Origin of the sequence: Streptomyces sp. NPDC012769, from assembly GCF_042901205.1 — a bacterium.
Classification (GTDB): Bacteria; Actinomycetota; Actinomycetes; order Streptomycetales; family Streptomycetaceae; genus Streptomyces.
Genome location: NZ_JBIBCP010000004.1, coordinates 147,754 through 162,324, shown reverse-complemented (window position 1 = coordinate 162,324; position 14,571 = coordinate 147,754). Strand labels below are relative to the sequence as shown.

The following is a 14,571-nucleotide window of genomic DNA, read 5'->3' as shown; positions in this document are numbered from 1 at the left end:
CGGGCGGGCGGCCGGGAGGGGCGGCCCGGTGGGCGCGCGGGCGGGCGGCCCGGTGGGCTCAGCCCGGTCGCGCGGGGACAATCCGGGACATAACCTCGCTTCCGTGACGCGAAGAGCCACCCGGGTCCTGCTCTCGGCGCTGGTGGCGGCGTGGTGGCTGGTCGTGCCCGCCGCCCACGGCGCCCATGCCGACGACCCCGTCGACCTGTCCCGGGAGGGGCAGATCACCGACCGGGTGGGAGCCCTCGGCGACCGGCGGGCCGCCGTGGCGCAGGCCCTCGACCGGCTCTACGACGCCGGGCGCGTGCAGCTCTTCGTCGTCTACGTACGGGACTTCTCCGGCCGCGGCGCGCAGAGCTGGGCCGACGCCACCGCCGAGCGGAACGGCCTCGGCCGCGACGACCTGCTGCTCGCCGTCGCCACCCACGACCGGCTCTACGGCTACTCCGCCGACCCCGACTCCCGCTTCACCCAGGGCCGGCTCGACGACGTGGCACGGACCGCGATCGAACCGGCGCTGCGGCAGAACGACTGGGCGGGCGCCGCCGTCGGCGCCGCGAACGGCTACACGGCCGTCCTCGCCGGACAGCCCGTCCCCGCCCCCACGATCACCCCCGGCCCCGCCGATCCGGGCGGCGGCGCGTCCGACGGTTCCACCTCCGCCACCGACCTGATCCTGCCCCTGGTCCTGGTCGGCGGCGCCGGGGCGGTGGCGGCGTACGCGTACGGCAAGCGCCGGCGCAGGACCGCCACCCGCACCACACCCGGCGGCGGGAGCGCAGGCCCGGGCGGAGGCCAGGGCTGGGGCGCGCCGAAGGCTCCCGCACAGCCCTCGCTCGACGAGCTGGACGGTCGGGCCCGGAAGGCGCTGGTGGCCACCGACGACGCCGTGCGCACCAGCCAGGAGGAACTGGGCTTCGCGGTCGCGCAGTTCGGCGAGGAGGCGAGCGGGCCCTTCACGGAGGCACTGCGGTACGCGGAGGGCGAGCTCACGGCCGCGTTCCGGCTGCGGCAGCAGCTCGACGACGCGTTCCCCGAGGACGACGCGACCCGCCGCTCGATGCTGGACGAGATCCTGCGGCGCTGCGCGGACGTCAACGCCCGCCTGGACGCGGAGGCCGCGGACTTCGACCGGCTGCGGGCGCTGGAGCGCAACGCCGCGCAGGCCCTGACCACCGTCGAGAACGCGTTCCGCGAGCAGACCGGCCGGGTCGGCACGGCGGAGGCGGCCCTGACGGCGATGCGCGAGCGCTACACCGACTCCGCGGCGGCCCCGGTCTCCGGCGACGTCGAACAGGCCAAGGACCGGCTGGTGTTCGCCACCACCACCATCAACGCGGCCCGGCAGCGGCTCGACGGGGGCGACAACGGCGGCGCGGCCGTGCAGATCCGGGCCGCCGAGGGCGCGGTCGACCAGGCGGCCCGGCTGATCGACGCCGTGGACCGGCGGGCCCAGGAGCTCGCCGAGGCGGTGGGCAGGCTCTCCGGGGCGATCGAGGAGACCGAGGCGGACCTGGCCGACGCCCGCGGGCTGCTCCAGGGCACCGCCGAGGAGGTGCCGACGGCCGATCTGCGGGGCCGGATCGGCCGGGCCGAGTCGGTGCTCGCCGCCGTGCGGGCGGCGGTGGACTCCGGCCGGTACGACCCGATCGACGCGCTGCGCCGGATCGAGGAGGCGGACACGGCGCTCGACGAGGCACTGGAGGGCGCGCGGGAGCGCGAGTCGGGAGCCGGGCGCGCCCGTGCGCTCCTTGATCAGGTGACGCTGACGGCCCGTTCGGCGATCGGCGCGGCCGGTGACTACATCGCCACCCACCGCGGGGCCGTCGGTGCCGAGGCCCGCACCCGCCTGGCCGAGGCCCGGCGCCGCCTGGACCGGGCCGGGCAGCTCGCCGCCGACGACCCGCGGTCGGCGCTCGCCGAGGCGCAGCGGGCGGACGCGCTGGCCCGGCAGGCGCAGGAGCTCGCGGAGCAGGACGTGCGGACGTACGGGAACCCGAACGGCCTTGGCGGTGTAACAGGGGTGGGAGGTGCCGGCGGCGGCGGGCTCGGTGGGGCAGTGCTCGGCGGCATCATCCTCGGCGGACTGTTCGGGGGAGGTCGTGGTGGGGGTTTCGGTGGTCATGGCGGGGGTTTCGGGGGCGGCGGCTTCGGCGGCGGTCCCGGCAGCTTCGGCGGCGGCGGCACGCGCGGCCGGCTGGGCGGCGGCGGTCGTTTCTGACCTCGCCCTTTCACTCGTATCCCGTCTTGTGCGCAAGGAGACCGTCCATGAGCAAGCAGACCGTCCTCGGCCGCGTCGCCCAGCTGGCGAAGGCGAACATCAACGCCCTGCTGGACCAGGCGGAGGATCCGCAGAAGATGCTGGACCAGCTGATCCGCGACTATTCGAGCAACATCTCGGAGGCGGAGGAGGCCGTCGCGGCGACCATCGGCAATCTGCGGCTGATGGAGCAGGACCACCAGGAGGACGTGGCGGCGGCGAGGGAGTGGGGCGAGAAGGCCCTGGCCGCGAGCCGCAAGGCGGACGGGCTGCGGGCCGGCGGGCAGACGGCGGAGGCGGACCGCTTCGACAACCTGGCGAAGATCGCGCTGGGCCGCCAGCTCCAGTCGGAGAAGGAGGCGAGGACGGCCGAGCCGACGATCGCCGCGCAGACCGAGGTGGTGAACAAGCTCAAGAGCGGCCTGGACCAGATGAAGGCCAAGCTGGGCGAGCTCCGGGCGAAGCGCGACGAGCTGGTCGCGCGGGCGAAGTCGGCGCAGGCGCAGAACACGATGATGGACGCGGTGAAGGGCATCGACGTCCTGGACCCGACGAGCGAGCTGAGCCGCTTCGAGGACAAGGTCCGACGGGAGGAGGCGAGGGCGATGGGCAAGCAGGAGCTCGCCGCCTCCTCGCTGGACAGCCAGTTCGAGCAGCTGGACGCCCTCGGCGACGAGGCGGAGATCGCGGCCCGGCTCGCCGCGCTCAAGGCCGCCTGACCGACGTGCCCCTTCCGGCCGGCGCGGCTCGCCCGGCCGGTGCGGTGCGACGGGCCGGGGCGCTGCGGGCCGGTTGGTCAGAACATGCTGAGCAGCTGGTCGACGGTGGGTTCGGCGAGGCCGTCGCCGTCCGGCAGGGGCAGTTCGAACCAGACGGTCTTGCCGCGCGGGGTGCGGCGCGAGCCCCAGGCGGCGCTGAGCAGTCCGACCAGCTGCAGTCCACGGCCGCCCTCGTCGGTGTCCTTGGCGCGGCGGCGCCGGGGCTGGACGAGCCCGGCGTCCCACACCTCGCAGACCAGGGTGCGGTCGCGCAGCAGCCGCAGCCGGATCTCCCCCTCGCCGTAACGAAGGGCGTTGGTGACCAGCTCGCTGACCAGCAGTTCGACGGTGTCCACCAGGGGCTCCAGCTCCCAGGCGGTGAGCTGGGCGCGGGCCAGTTCGCGGGCGCGGCCGACCGAGCGGGGTTCCCTGGGGAGCCGCCAGTCGCCCACGGCCTCGCTGGGCAGGCCCTGGATCCTGGCCATGAGCAGGGCGATGTCGTCCTCGCCGTGGCGGGTGTCCAGGGTGGTCAGGACGTGGTCGCAGACGTCCTCGAGCGGGCGGCCGGGGTTGGCGAGGGCGCTGCGGAAGGCGCTCAGTCCCTCGTCGAGCGGATGGTCGCGGGACTCGACGAGCCCGTCGGTGTAGAGGGCGAGCAGCGCGCCCTCGGGCAGCTCGACCTCGACCTCCTCGAAGGGCTCGCCCCCGACGCCCAGCGGCATCCCGGGGGGTACGTCGAGGAGCAGGGCCTCCTCGCCGGGTTCGAGGAGCACCGGCGGGAGGTGGCCCGCGTTGGCGAAGGTGCAGCGCCGGGTGACGGGGTCGTAGACGGCGTAGACGCAGGTGGCGAGGTAGACCTCGGACAGTTCGGGGCCGCGGGCCTTGTGCGCGCGGGCGGACTGCTGGGCTCCGGCCGGGGCGCCGAGGCCGCGGGCGATCTCGTCGAGATGGGAGAGGACCTCGGCGGGTTCGAGGTCGAGCTGGGCGAGGGTGCGCACGGCGGTGCGCAGTTCGCCCATGGCGACGGCGGCGCGCAGGCCGCGGCCCATGACGTCGCCGATGACCAGGGCGGTCCGGTGGCCGGGCAGTTCGATGACGTCGAACCAGTCGCCGCCGACCTCGGAGCCGACCGTGCCGGGCAGATAGCGGCAGGCGATGTCGAGTCCGGCGGCCTCGGGGTCGCCGGGCGGCAACAGGCTGCGCTGGAGGATGAGGGCCCGCTCGTGTTCGCGCCGGTAGAGGCGGGCGTTGTCGATGCAGACGGCGGCGCGGGCGGCGAGTTCGCCGGCGAGGGCGCGATCGCGTTCGCCGAAGGGTTCACTGCCCTTGACCCGGGAGAACTGGACGAGTCCGACGACGGTGTCGTGGGCGACCATCGGGACCACGAGCGTGGACTGGACGAGGCTGCCGTCCGGGCCGGGCACGGTGCGCAGACGCCCGGTGCGCAGGGCTCCGGCGCAGGGCGAGTTGAACGGGTAGCGGTGGACGGAGCCGACCTGGACGGGACCGGTGTCGCAACACAGGTCGGCGGTCGGCCCGGTGTGCCGGCTGTGCCCGGTGTGCTCGGAGTGCTCGGAGTGCTCGGTGGCCCCGACGGCCGGGCCGGTCCTCGCGGGCCCGCCGTCCCCGGCCTTCGCGTCATCGCCGGTCTTGGCGTCGGCCCCGGTCTTGGCGTCGTCTCCGGCGACGCGTGGCTTTCCGACGCGTACGGGGGTGTCGGCGACGGCGCTGGCGACGGCGACCCTGCGCAGTTCGGCGCTGCCCGCCCCGTAACCGACGTCGTGGGAGCTGCCCCAGCGTCCGGGCGGGGCCTCGTCTCCGGTGAGCAGCCCCTGGTAGAGGTCGACGGCGGCGAGGTCGCAGAAGCCGGGGACGGCGACGTCGAGGAGTTCGCGGGCGGTGGCCTCCAGGTCGAGGGAGTTCCCTATGCGGGCCCCGGCCTGGTTGAGGAGGGCGAGGTTGCGGCGGGCGCTGGCGGCCTCGCGGGCGGCGTTGTGCCGGCGGGTGACGTCGATGCCGAGGCCGGCGACCCCGATCGGGCGGCCGGAGCCGCTGTGGACGCGGTAGAGGTTGACCGACCAGTGGCGCCGGTCGCTGGAGCCGGGAGCGGCGCCGACGATCTGGAGGTCGGCCACGGACTCGCCGGTCTCCAGGACCTTCTTCAGCGCGACGGTCATCCGGTCGGCCTCGGGCCGGGTGAGGTAGTCGTGGACGGTCCGCCCGCGGTGGTCGTCGGCGGAGCCGCCGAAGACGGTGGCGAAGCGGCGGTTGGCCCGCTTGACGGTCAGGTCGGTGCCGAAGAGGAGAAAGCCGAAGGGGGATTGGCCGAAAATGGCCTGCGAGGCGGCGAGGTCGGTCTCGATGCGGCGCAGGGCCCGCACGTCGACCACGATGCACAGCGCAGCCCGTTCCCCGGCCTGCGTCTCGCTCGGCATCACATAGAGCTCGGCGATGCCGTGGGCGCGGTCCTCGCCCGGCATCCGGAAGGGGACGAGCCCCGTCCACTCCTTGCCGTCGAGGATCTCCCTGACCCGGTGGTGTCCACGTTCGCGCAGGTCGGCGGGCATGAAGGCCTCGACCGGATCCTTGCCCCTGGCCTCTTCGGCGGTGACTCCGAAGAGTTCGACGGCACGCTTGCTCCACTGATCGACGAGCCCGTCGGGGCCTATCGAGAAGGAGGCGACCCGGATGTAGTCATAGATGGATCCGGGCGGGCTGCTCTGCCACACGACCCCGCTCGCCGTCTCAGGTATCTCGCTCACGCGACCGTCCCCTCCAGCTCACCGCACCGGACCGGCCATGACGGCAGTATTCAGCACCATGGCCCCCGTCGGCACGACGTTCACGATCACAGGGTGGTCTCGTTCGTTTCCGGCCGAGGCCCGCTGATCGTCGTCCCACTCTCTTTACTCACCAGGCAAGGCCAGCTCGAACCACACGGTTTTCCCGGTCCGTCCCGCGCGGGTGCCCCAGCGCCGGGCGGAACCGGCGACGAGCTGGAGTCCGCGGCCCCCCTCGTCGTCGGGCCCGGCGGGGCGCTCGGTGGGCCCGTCGGGAAGCGGATCCGAGACTTCCACGAGCAGCGCGGGGCCGCGTCCGGGGCTGGTCCCGTCCGCCCGGAGGCGGACCAGGCGGACGCCGATGGGCCCGGAGGCATAGCGCAGGGAGTTGGTGACCAGCTCGCTGACCAGCAGGACCGTCACGTCCCCGACCACCGCGTCGAGCTGCCAGGACCTCAGGGCGTCCCGCACCGCGTGGCGGGCCGTGCGCACGGCGTCGGCCTCCGCGGGAAAGTGCCACTCGGCGCGGTCGCCTTGGGTGTCGATCACGGGGCCCACGTCCTATTTCGGGGGGTTAGTCAGGACATACCCGATATTCGGAGTGGGATATCGCGCCGGGCGCGGCAGTCGGCGCACGGTGGCACGAACGGCGTAGGGCTCAGCGACGCACGCCGTCCGCCGGAGTGGCGGGACCTCCGGAGGGAGCGGAACCGCCAGGGCCGGCGGATGTGGTGGGGGTGCCGGACGGGGCGGAGCCACCGGCGCCGCCGGGCGTTGCGGGGGTGCCGGGGGCGGCCGGCAGGAGGCGGCCGGCCTCGGCGACGGCGGGGCGGTCCTGGTCGAGCCAGTCGACGGAGTCCAGCTCGTGACGGGCCAGCCAGCGCAGCTCGTCGTGGTCCTCCAGCGGCCGGGGCTCGCCGGAGCGCAGCCGGGCGGCCCACACCCGCAGGACGTAACCGGGCTTGAGCGGCCATTCGCCGGGGATGCGCTCGCCGACCTCGGCCTCGATGCCCAGCTCCTCGCGCAGCTCCCGGACCAGCGCCTCCTCGGAGCTCTCGCCCGGCTCCAGCTTGCCGCCGGGCAGCTCCCATCGGCCCGCGAGCTCGGCGGGCGCGCTGCGCCGGGCGGCGAGGAGCCGCCCGTGGTGGTAGAGGGCCCCGGCGACGACCACGACGGGGTCGGCACTGCGATCGGTCATGCCCGGGAGCCTAACCCCGCTCCCGGGCGCCAGGGGTCAGAGCGCGGGCTGACCGATGCGCTCCACCGAGTAGAGCTGCTTGTGTCCGCGGGCGTCGAGGCTGTCGGCGATCTTCTGGGCTTCGTCCTGAGTCGCGTACCGGCCGACGCGGTAGCGGTTGCCGTTGTCGTCCTGGCGTATGACCAGCCAGGGAAGGACGGGACCGCTGTCGCTCATCGGACTTCTCCCTCCGCCGACCCGGCTGTGTCTAACGATCTCGTGGAAACCGCAATCCGCATATGCCTGAGCTTACGCCTGACCTTTACACAGCGGATACGGGTTTTCACAAAGAGATATGTATCTGGCCGGTAACCGGCGGAGAGCGGCCGGAGAGCGGACGACGGGGGCCGCCATCGGGACGGTGGGCACCGGCATGAGGACGGGCCCGGCCGCCGCCGGGCCCCGCGAGCCGGGAGAAGGGCATGACAAACCGTCACTCGACGGCGCCCGTCGCCCCGCGAAGCCGACCGGCGCCGCAGGCCGGTGATGGTCCGGCCCCGCACCGCACGCCGGCGACCCCCGCCGCCCCGCGCGAGCCACCCCGCACTCCCGGCGCCCCCGGAACCCGCGTCGGCGGGCCCGCGTCAGCGCACCGGCAGGTGGTAGGAGATCTTGTAGCGGTCGGCCGGGATCACGACGTCGGCGGTCTCGACCGCGCGCCCCGACGCGTAGTACGTGCGCTCGATGACCATCACCACATGGCCGGGCACGCCGCCGAGGGTCAGCAGCTCCTCGGCGAGGCCGGGACGGGCGCCGACCTCCTCGACCACGTTGTCCACGACCACGTCGATCGCCGCCATCCGCTCGACGACACCACAGCCGCCCAGCGGGCCCTCCTCGGGCAGCATCACCGGGGTCCGGCCAGTGACGGACAGGGGCTCCCAGGAGGTGGAGAGCATCATCGCCTCGCCCGCGTCCCGGTACACGTACCGGGTGCGCATCACCCGCTCCCCCGGTTCGACGCCGAGACGCGCGGCGACCTCGACGCTCGCCGGCTCCTGCTCGCTGTTCGACTCCCAGGTGCCGCGCGCGCCCTCCTCCGCCTGCTCCTGCCGGAAGGGATTGGCGCCCGAGACGGGCCGGTAGCCGGAGCGGGCGATCCGGCGCGGCACGGGACGCTCGCGCACATAGGTCCCGGAGCCGGAGCGGCCCTCGACCAGGCCCTCGGCCATCAGCACCTTGCGGGCCTCCAGTGCGACGGTGTCCGAGACCCCGTACTCCTCGCGGATCCGCGCCTGCGAGGGGAGCCGGGTGTGCGGAGGAAGCGAGCCGTTGGCGATCTTCTCCCGAAGGTCGCTCGCCACGCGCAGATAGGCCGGCTGCTCACCGAACGTCACTGGACACTCCCCTCAGCTTGACTGTCAGCTACAGCCTGACAACCGAGGGTGTACAGCCGCAAGCATGGGCCAAGGTTTCACTCGAAGTGATGATTTGCCTTTACGTAGCCACCCCTCGCAGATATAGCCACCGAACTGCCGTCGGAATCCTTGACGTTAATGGTCCAGACCAATACGTTCCTGTCCGCACAGCTCCTTTCCGGCACGCACCCGCACAGGAACGAGCCCCATGCGTCGCAGAACCCTTTCCCGGCTGTCCGTCGCCGTCGTCTCCCTCGGTCTCCTCGCCGGCCTCGCGCCCTCCGCGGGTGCCCATGAGGCGCCCGCCGAGCCCGCGTACAAGCGCGTCGGCTACTTCACCCAATGGGGCGTCTACGGACGGAACTTCCAGGTCAAGGACCTGGACACCAGCGGCACCGCGGCCAGGCTGAGCCACGTCAACTACGCCTTCGGCAACGTCGGCGCCGACGGCAAGTGCTTCACCGGCAACGTCCCCGGCGAGGCCGACGCCTGGGCCGACTACGTCCGCCCGCTCGACGCGGCCGGCTCCGTCGACGGTGTCGCCGACACCCCGGACCAGCCGCTGGCCGGCAACTTCAACCAGCTGCGCGAGCTCAAGGCCAAGCACCCGGGCCTCAAGGTGATGATCTCGCTGGGCGGTTGGAGCTGGTCCACCCACTTCTCGGACGCGGCCCGCACCCCCGCCTCCCGCGAGGCCCTGGTCGCCTCCTGCATCGACCTCTACATCAAGGGCAACCTGCCCGTCGACGGCACCCGCGGCGGCGCTGGAACCGCCGCCGGCCTCTTCGACGGCATCGACCTCGACTGGGAGTGGCCCGGCTCCGCGGGCGACGCCGACACCGTCTTCCGCCCCGAGGACAAGCAGAACTTCACCGCGCTCGTACGGGAGTTCCGCACCCAGCTCGACGCCCACGCGCGGTCGCAGAAGCAGCGGAAGCGCTACGAGCTCACGGCGTTCGTGCCGACCGCGCCCGCCAAGATCGACGCCGGCTTCGAGGTCCGGAAGATCATGCGTGACCTCGACTTCGTCAACCTCCAGGGCTACGACTTCCACGGCAGCTGGGAGTCCACCACCGCCCAGCAGTCCGCGCTCTTCGCGCCCCGCGGCGACTTCAGCGTCGACCAGACCGTGAACGACTGGCTGCGACGCGGCGCACCGGCCCGCAAGCTGGTGGTCGGCATGCCCTTCTACGGCCAGGGCTGGACGGGCGTCACGGGCGGCGGCGACGGCCTCGGGCAGCCGGCCACCGGCCCGGCCCCGGCGACCTGGGCGAACGGCTACGAGGACTACAAGGCCCTGAAGAAGCTCGCGGACTCGGGCACGTACACCCTGCACCGCGACTGGAGGAACGGCCACGCCTGGCTGTTCGACGGTACGACCCTGTGGACGTACGACGACCCGTGGGTGCTGCGTGCCAAGTCGGCGTACGTACGGGCCAAGGGCCTCGGCGGGGCGATGTTCTGGTCGCTCGACGGGGACACCCCGGACGGCGAGCTGATCACGGCGGTGGACGGCGTCCTCGGCGGCCGCCGCTGACCGGTCCGGGCCGGACCCCATGACCGCGGGCCGACCCGCCGGCGGCGGTCCGTCCGGGGCGGCGGTCGGTCACGGGCCGCCGCCCCGGCTCCGCGGCCTTCGGCCCGCAGCCGACGGGGCCGGATCCCTTCCCCGGGATCCGGCCCCGCTCGACGTTCGGGAGCAGCGGAGGGTCAGGCCTTCTGGCTGCCGCTCCCGCCACCGGTGCTTCCACCGCCGGTGCTGCCGCCGCTGCCGGTGCCCCCACCGCCGGTGCTTCCACCGCCGGTGCTTCCGCTCCCGCCGGGCCCCTCCAGGGTGTCGGTCAGCCCGAGCGCCGAGCGCGACTTCGTCTCGGAGTCCGTCGGGAGCGCGTCGTAGGCGTCCTCGTAGACCTCCCAGAACGCGTCCGCGTCCTTCGCCGTGGCGAGCGCGTGCCACTTCGGCGCGGCCGCCCGCAGGTCCTTCGCCAGGTCGCCGACCGGCTTCGCGGAGGCGGCGGGCCAGGTGTGTCCGCGCAGCCCTTCGCTCGTCCCGGTGACGGCGCGGTGCACCTCGCGGGCCCACGCCTTGTTGGCGGCCAGGTCCTCGTCCGCGTCCTTGTCGGGCTCCTCGTAGACGGCGTCGTCGAGGGAGTTCATCTGCTTCAGGAAGTGCAGCTGGTCGGCGTCGAGCGTGCTCGCGTCGCTGCGGAGGGAGCGGGTGAAGGGCGCTTCCTCGGTGGCGAACGCGCAGGTCACCGTCCGGTCACCGGTCCGCCAGCTCTCCCGGCTCGGCAGGTAGTAGTAGGTCAGCGCGTCCTCCGGGACGGCCCAGGTGTCCAGCGCGTACGCGTTGTTGATCTCCTGGCAGCGGTCCTCGGCGACGCGGTCGATCGCGTCCTCCCCCGGCCACTTCGTGAACCCGGAGATCTTGAACTCGCCGCTCACCTCGCCCTCGTGCGGCGTGGTGCAGGGCACCGTCTCCACGTCGGTGGCGTATGCCTCCAGGTCGCCGTCGAGGCGGAAGCAGTCGCCCTTGCGCAGGGAGAACGGCGACTGGGCCTTGGCGGCCTCGTCCATGCCCTTCTCGAAGTCGCGCCAGGCGTCGCCGAACCCGCCGCTCACGAAGCCCAGGGCCATCACCAGGCAGGCGAGGGAGGAGAGCACGATGCCGGAGATCGCCATGCCCTTGCCCTTCTGCTGCTTCTTCCTGATCTGCGGCAGGGCGATGAGGCCGAAGACCAGACCGAGGGGCGGCAGGCAGCAGACGATGCCGGAGACGAGGGACGCGACGGCCAGTCCGTTGGTACTCTGCCGCGGCGCCCCGTACGGACCGGGGCCACCGGGACCGTAGGGACCGTACGGACCGGGCGGCGGCGAGGTGTACGGGCCGGGAGCCGCGTACGGGCCGGGGGGCGTGTACGGACCCTGAGACGCGTACGGACCCGCGTGCGGGCCGGGCACGGGCCCGCCCTGACCCGGCGGCTGCGGGGGCTGCTGCGGGGCCGGGGAATCCTGAGGCGGCTGGAACGGGTCCACGAGTACGGTGCTCCTGTTGGGGCGGGAAGTCCGGGAAAGCGGACGATCAGAAAATCGGAGAGTCGAACGGGCGCGCGCATCGTACGTGGTCCGTGGGCGGGGGCGATATGCGGGGCTCGACGGTACGGGCGGTCAACCGCCTCACGGCACGGTGGGCCGGAGCCCTCCCGGCGGACCGGGACACGGTCCTGTCGGCGAGCGGCGTCTGGCCCCTGCTCGCCTTCCTGGCGGACGGTGCCGCGGGCCCGGCCAGGACCGAACTGGAGGACGCGCTCGGCATGCCGGCCGACCGGGCGGCGGTCGCGGCCCGCGAGCTGCTCGCCGGTCTGTCCCGGATCCCCGGCGTCGGCTCGGCCGTCGGCCTGTGGACCCGGCCGCGTGTGCGGCCGCGGGACGCGTGGGCCGGCGGTCTGCCGGAGGCCACCCTCGGCCGCCTCGGCGCGGACGACGCCGAGAGCAAGCGGCTCCTGGACGCGTGGGCGGCGGAGCGCACGGGCGGCCTGATCCCGGCGATGCCGGTGCGGGTCACGGAGGAGACGGACCTGGTCCTGGCCACCGCGCAGGCGGTGCGGACGAGCTGGCTCCGGCCGTTCCGCGAGGGTGACATGTGCCCCGAGGACGGGCCGTGGGCCGGGCGGGAGCTCGCCGCGCTGCACCGCACGACCGGTCTGCTCGACCGGGTCGGGGTGGCGGAGACGGACGCGGGCCCGCTCACGGTGCTGCGGGTGCTGGGCAGCACCGGGGTCGACGTCCACCTGCTGCTCGGCCCGGAGGAGGCGGAGTGCGGCGCCGTGCTGAAGGCCGGGGTGGACGTCCTGGCCGGCACCTTCCGTACCGTCCCGGGCGATCTGCTGCCGCTGGGCGAGCCGGGCCCTGGACTGTACGTCCGCCAGGTGCGCAGCACCTCCCGCGAGCCGTACCTCGCGGTGACGACCTCGCCGTTCTCGCTGACGGCCGAGCACGATCTCACCGCGCTGCACGAGCTGTTCGGCCTCACCACCGCGCGGGACGACACCCGCGGCCACTTCCCGGGCATCTGTGACGTCCCGCCGCTGGCCGTCCGGCAGGCCCGTCAGGCGGCGATGGCCCGCTTCGGCGCGAAGGGCTTCGAGGCGGCCTCGGTGACGGCTGTCGGCCTGCCCGGCGGGGCCGCGCCGGCGACCACGTACAGGGTCCGCCGCATCGACCTCGACATCGACCGGCCCTTCGGTTTCCTGACCGTGCACCGCACGTCGCGCCTGGTCCTCGCGGCGGGCTGGGTGGCCGAGCCCGTGCCGTACGTCTTCGAGGAGCAGGATTGAGTGAGGGGCGGCCGCCGGATCGGCGACCGCCCCTCACTCACTCACGTACGGATACGGGTGTCAGCACCCGGATGTCAGCACCCGGATGTCAGAACTGCAGCGCCCAGGAGTCGATCTTCCCGGTGTCGTAGTTCGCGTTGTCCGTGACCCGGAGCTTCCACGTGCCGTTCGCGACCTCGGAGGAGGCGTTGACGGTGTACGTGGTGTTGATGTTGTCCGCGCTGCCGCCGGTGCCGAAGCCCTTCAGCGTGTACGCGGTGCCGTCGGGGGCGATCAGCTGGACCTGGAGGTCACCGATGTAGGTGTGGACGATGTTCACCGGCACCTGGAGGGCGGAGGGGGCGTTGCCCGAGACGCCGCTGACGGTGACGGGGGACTCGACGGTCGCGTTGTCGTTGATCGCGTAGTCCGCGGCGTTCTCGAAGCGCGGGCCGGGCGGGGTGGTCGTACCGCCGCCGACGTAGAGCAGGCGGTTCGGGGAGCCGGTGCCCGGGCTGGTGACCACGTTCGGGGTGGCGGCGTTGACGAGGGCCGTGGAGACCGCCGACGGGGTGGCCGTCGGGTTGTCCGCCAGGTAGAGGGCGGCGGCGCCGGCCACGTGCGGGGTCGCCATCGACGTGCCGGAGATGGTGTTGGTGGCGGTGTCGTTGGTGTTCCAGGCCGACTTGATGGAGGAGCCCGGAGCGAAGATGTCCAGGATGCTGCCGTAGTTGGAGAAGCTGGAGCGGGCGTCCGTGCTGGTCGTGGAGCCGACCGTGATGGCCTCTCCGACGCGCGCCGGCGAGTAGTTCGAGGCGTTGGAGCTGTCGTTGCCCGCGGCGACCGCGTAGGTGATGCCGGCGGCGATCGACCGGCGCACGGCGTCGTCGAGGACGGTGTCCACGCCGCCGCCGAGGCTCATGTTGGCGACGGCCGGCTTCACGGCGTTGCGCGTCACCCAGTCGATGCCCGCGACGACCTGCTCGGTCGTGCCGGAGCCGGAGTTGTCGAGGACGCGGACGCCGACGATCTTCGCCTTCTTGGCGACGCCGTGCGCCGTGCCGGCGACGGTGCCGGCGACGTGCGTGCCGTGGCCGTGGCCGTCCTGGGCGGTGTTGTCGTTGTCGATCGCGTCGTAGCCGTTGGCCGCGCGGCCGCCGAAGTCGCTGTGGGAGATGCGGACGCCGGTGTCGATGATGTACGCCGTGACGCCCTGGCCCGCGCTGTCCGGGTAGGTGTAGCTCTGGTTGAGCGGGAGGGCCTTCTGGTCGATCCGGTCGAGGCCCCACGACGGCGGGGAGGGCTGGGTGCCGTCGATCGTGAAGACGCGGTTCTGGCTGACGGACTCGACGGCCGGGTCGGCGGCGAGCTTCTTGGCCTGCGCCTCGGAGAGCTCGACGGAGTAGCCGTTGAGCGCCGCGGTGTACGTCCGCTTGATCTTGGCGCCGAACTTCGTCGCGACGGCCCGTCCCTGCGCGGTCTCCGCCTGGGCGGCGGACTCGCGGAGGGTGACGATGTAGCTGTTGGGGACGGTCCCCTCCGCGCCGGCGTTCAGGATGACGCCTTCGGCGGTGGTCCCGGCGGCGGTGGCCGGGAAGGCGGAGAGGGAGCCGAGCGCGAGGGCTGCGACGGCTATGGCGCCGGCGGCGGCGAGTCTGCGCCGCGAATCACGCATCACGGACATGTGAGGGGTCCTCCTCATTGGTGGTGCGCTGCTGTGGGGGTTGGTTGAGCGATGAAGCAGTTAGCAGGGACATGACAAGACGGCGTGGCTCCACACCGCTCGCCAAGTCCGGGTGCCGAGCGAAAGATTGACGGATCCATAGGAATCACACAAGGGTTCTGCCGGTCCCGTAACGCCG

General features: G+C 73.2%; 11 protein-coding genes. 4 read left to right on the top strand and 7 right to left on the bottom strand.

From position 1 onward, the window contains the following. Positions 1-103: 103 nt before the first annotated feature. Complete coding sequence (locus tag ACFY7C_RS22035; RefSeq protein ID WP_389653216.1) at positions 104-2,221, top strand: TPM domain-containing protein; 2,118 nt, start codon at positions 104-106, stop codon at positions 2,219-2,221. A 47-nt stretch (positions 2,222-2,268) separates the two neighbouring features. Continuing rightward, entirely contained in the window at positions 2,269-2,979 is a 711-nt protein-coding gene (locus ACFY7C_RS22030) for a PspA/IM30 family protein (protein WP_389653213.1), read from the top strand. 77 nt (positions 2,980-3,056) lie between these two features. Here ACFY7C_RS22030 and ACFY7C_RS22025 read toward each other — a convergent pair whose 3' ends face one another. The 5 genes from ACFY7C_RS22025 to ACFY7C_RS22005 all read right to left on the bottom strand — a co-directional run bounded on the left by ACFY7C_RS22025 (position 3,057) and on the right by ACFY7C_RS22005 (position 8,372). After that, positions 3,057-5,780 (bottom strand): SpoIIE family protein phosphatase, encoded by a 2,724-nt coding sequence (locus tag ACFY7C_RS22025; RefSeq protein WP_389653210.1) that lies wholly within the window; start codon positions 5,778-5,780, stop codon positions 3,057-3,059. A gap of 144 nt (positions 5,781-5,924) precedes the next feature. After that, positions 5,925-6,347: an ATP-binding protein gene (locus ACFY7C_RS22020; RefSeq protein WP_389653208.1), complete on the bottom strand. Its 423-nt coding sequence runs from the start codon at positions 6,345-6,347 to the stop codon at positions 5,925-5,927. A 109-nt stretch (positions 6,348-6,456) separates the two neighbouring features. Beyond that, the gene (locus ACFY7C_RS22015; RefSeq protein WP_389653205.1) at positions 6,457-6,996 is read right to left on the bottom strand and encodes a (deoxy)nucleoside triphosphate pyrophosphohydrolase; all 540 of its coding nucleotides are present in this window, start codon (positions 6,994-6,996) and stop codon (positions 6,457-6,459) included. Positions 6,997-7,032: 36 nt separating this feature from the next. After that, the gene (locus ACFY7C_RS22010; RefSeq protein ID WP_389653202.1) at positions 7,033-7,212 is read right to left on the bottom strand and encodes an SPOR domain-containing protein; all 180 of its coding nucleotides are present in this window, start codon (positions 7,210-7,212) and stop codon (positions 7,033-7,035) included. Between the two features lie 407 nt (positions 7,213-7,619). Beyond that, entirely contained in the window at positions 7,620-8,372 is a 753-nt protein-coding gene (locus tag ACFY7C_RS22005; protein WP_389653199.1) for a GntR family transcriptional regulator, read from the bottom strand. A gap of 229 nt (positions 8,373-8,601) precedes the next feature. Between ACFY7C_RS22005 and ACFY7C_RS22000 the strand changes: the two genes are divergently transcribed. Then, positions 8,602-9,930, top strand: a complete 1,329-nt coding sequence (locus ACFY7C_RS22000; protein WP_389653197.1) for a glycoside hydrolase family 18 protein — start codon at positions 8,602-8,604, stop codon at positions 9,928-9,930. 173 nt (positions 9,931-10,103) lie between these two features. On the opposite strand, the gene ACFY7C_RS21995 is transcribed toward ACFY7C_RS22000, so the two are convergent. Beyond that, positions 10,104-11,429 (bottom strand): DUF4190 domain-containing protein, encoded by a 1,326-nt coding sequence (locus ACFY7C_RS21995; protein ID WP_389653194.1) that lies wholly within the window; start codon positions 11,427-11,429, stop codon positions 10,104-10,106. Positions 11,430-11,536: 107 nt separating this feature from the next. On the opposite strand from ACFY7C_RS21995, the gene ACFY7C_RS21990 reads away from it, so the two are divergent. Continuing rightward, a complete protein-coding gene (locus tag ACFY7C_RS21990; protein ID WP_389653192.1) occupies positions 11,537-12,730 on the top strand; it encodes a serpin family protein in 1,194 nt (397 codons plus the stop codon). Positions 12,731-12,818: 88 nt separating this feature from the next. On the opposite strand, the gene ACFY7C_RS21985 is transcribed toward ACFY7C_RS21990, so the two are convergent. Next, on the bottom strand, positions 12,819-14,393 hold the full coding sequence (locus ACFY7C_RS21985) for a S8 family serine peptidase (RefSeq protein WP_389653190.1): 1,575 nt from the start codon (positions 14,391-14,393) through the stop codon (positions 12,819-12,821). Positions 14,394-14,571 lie beyond the last annotated feature (178 nt).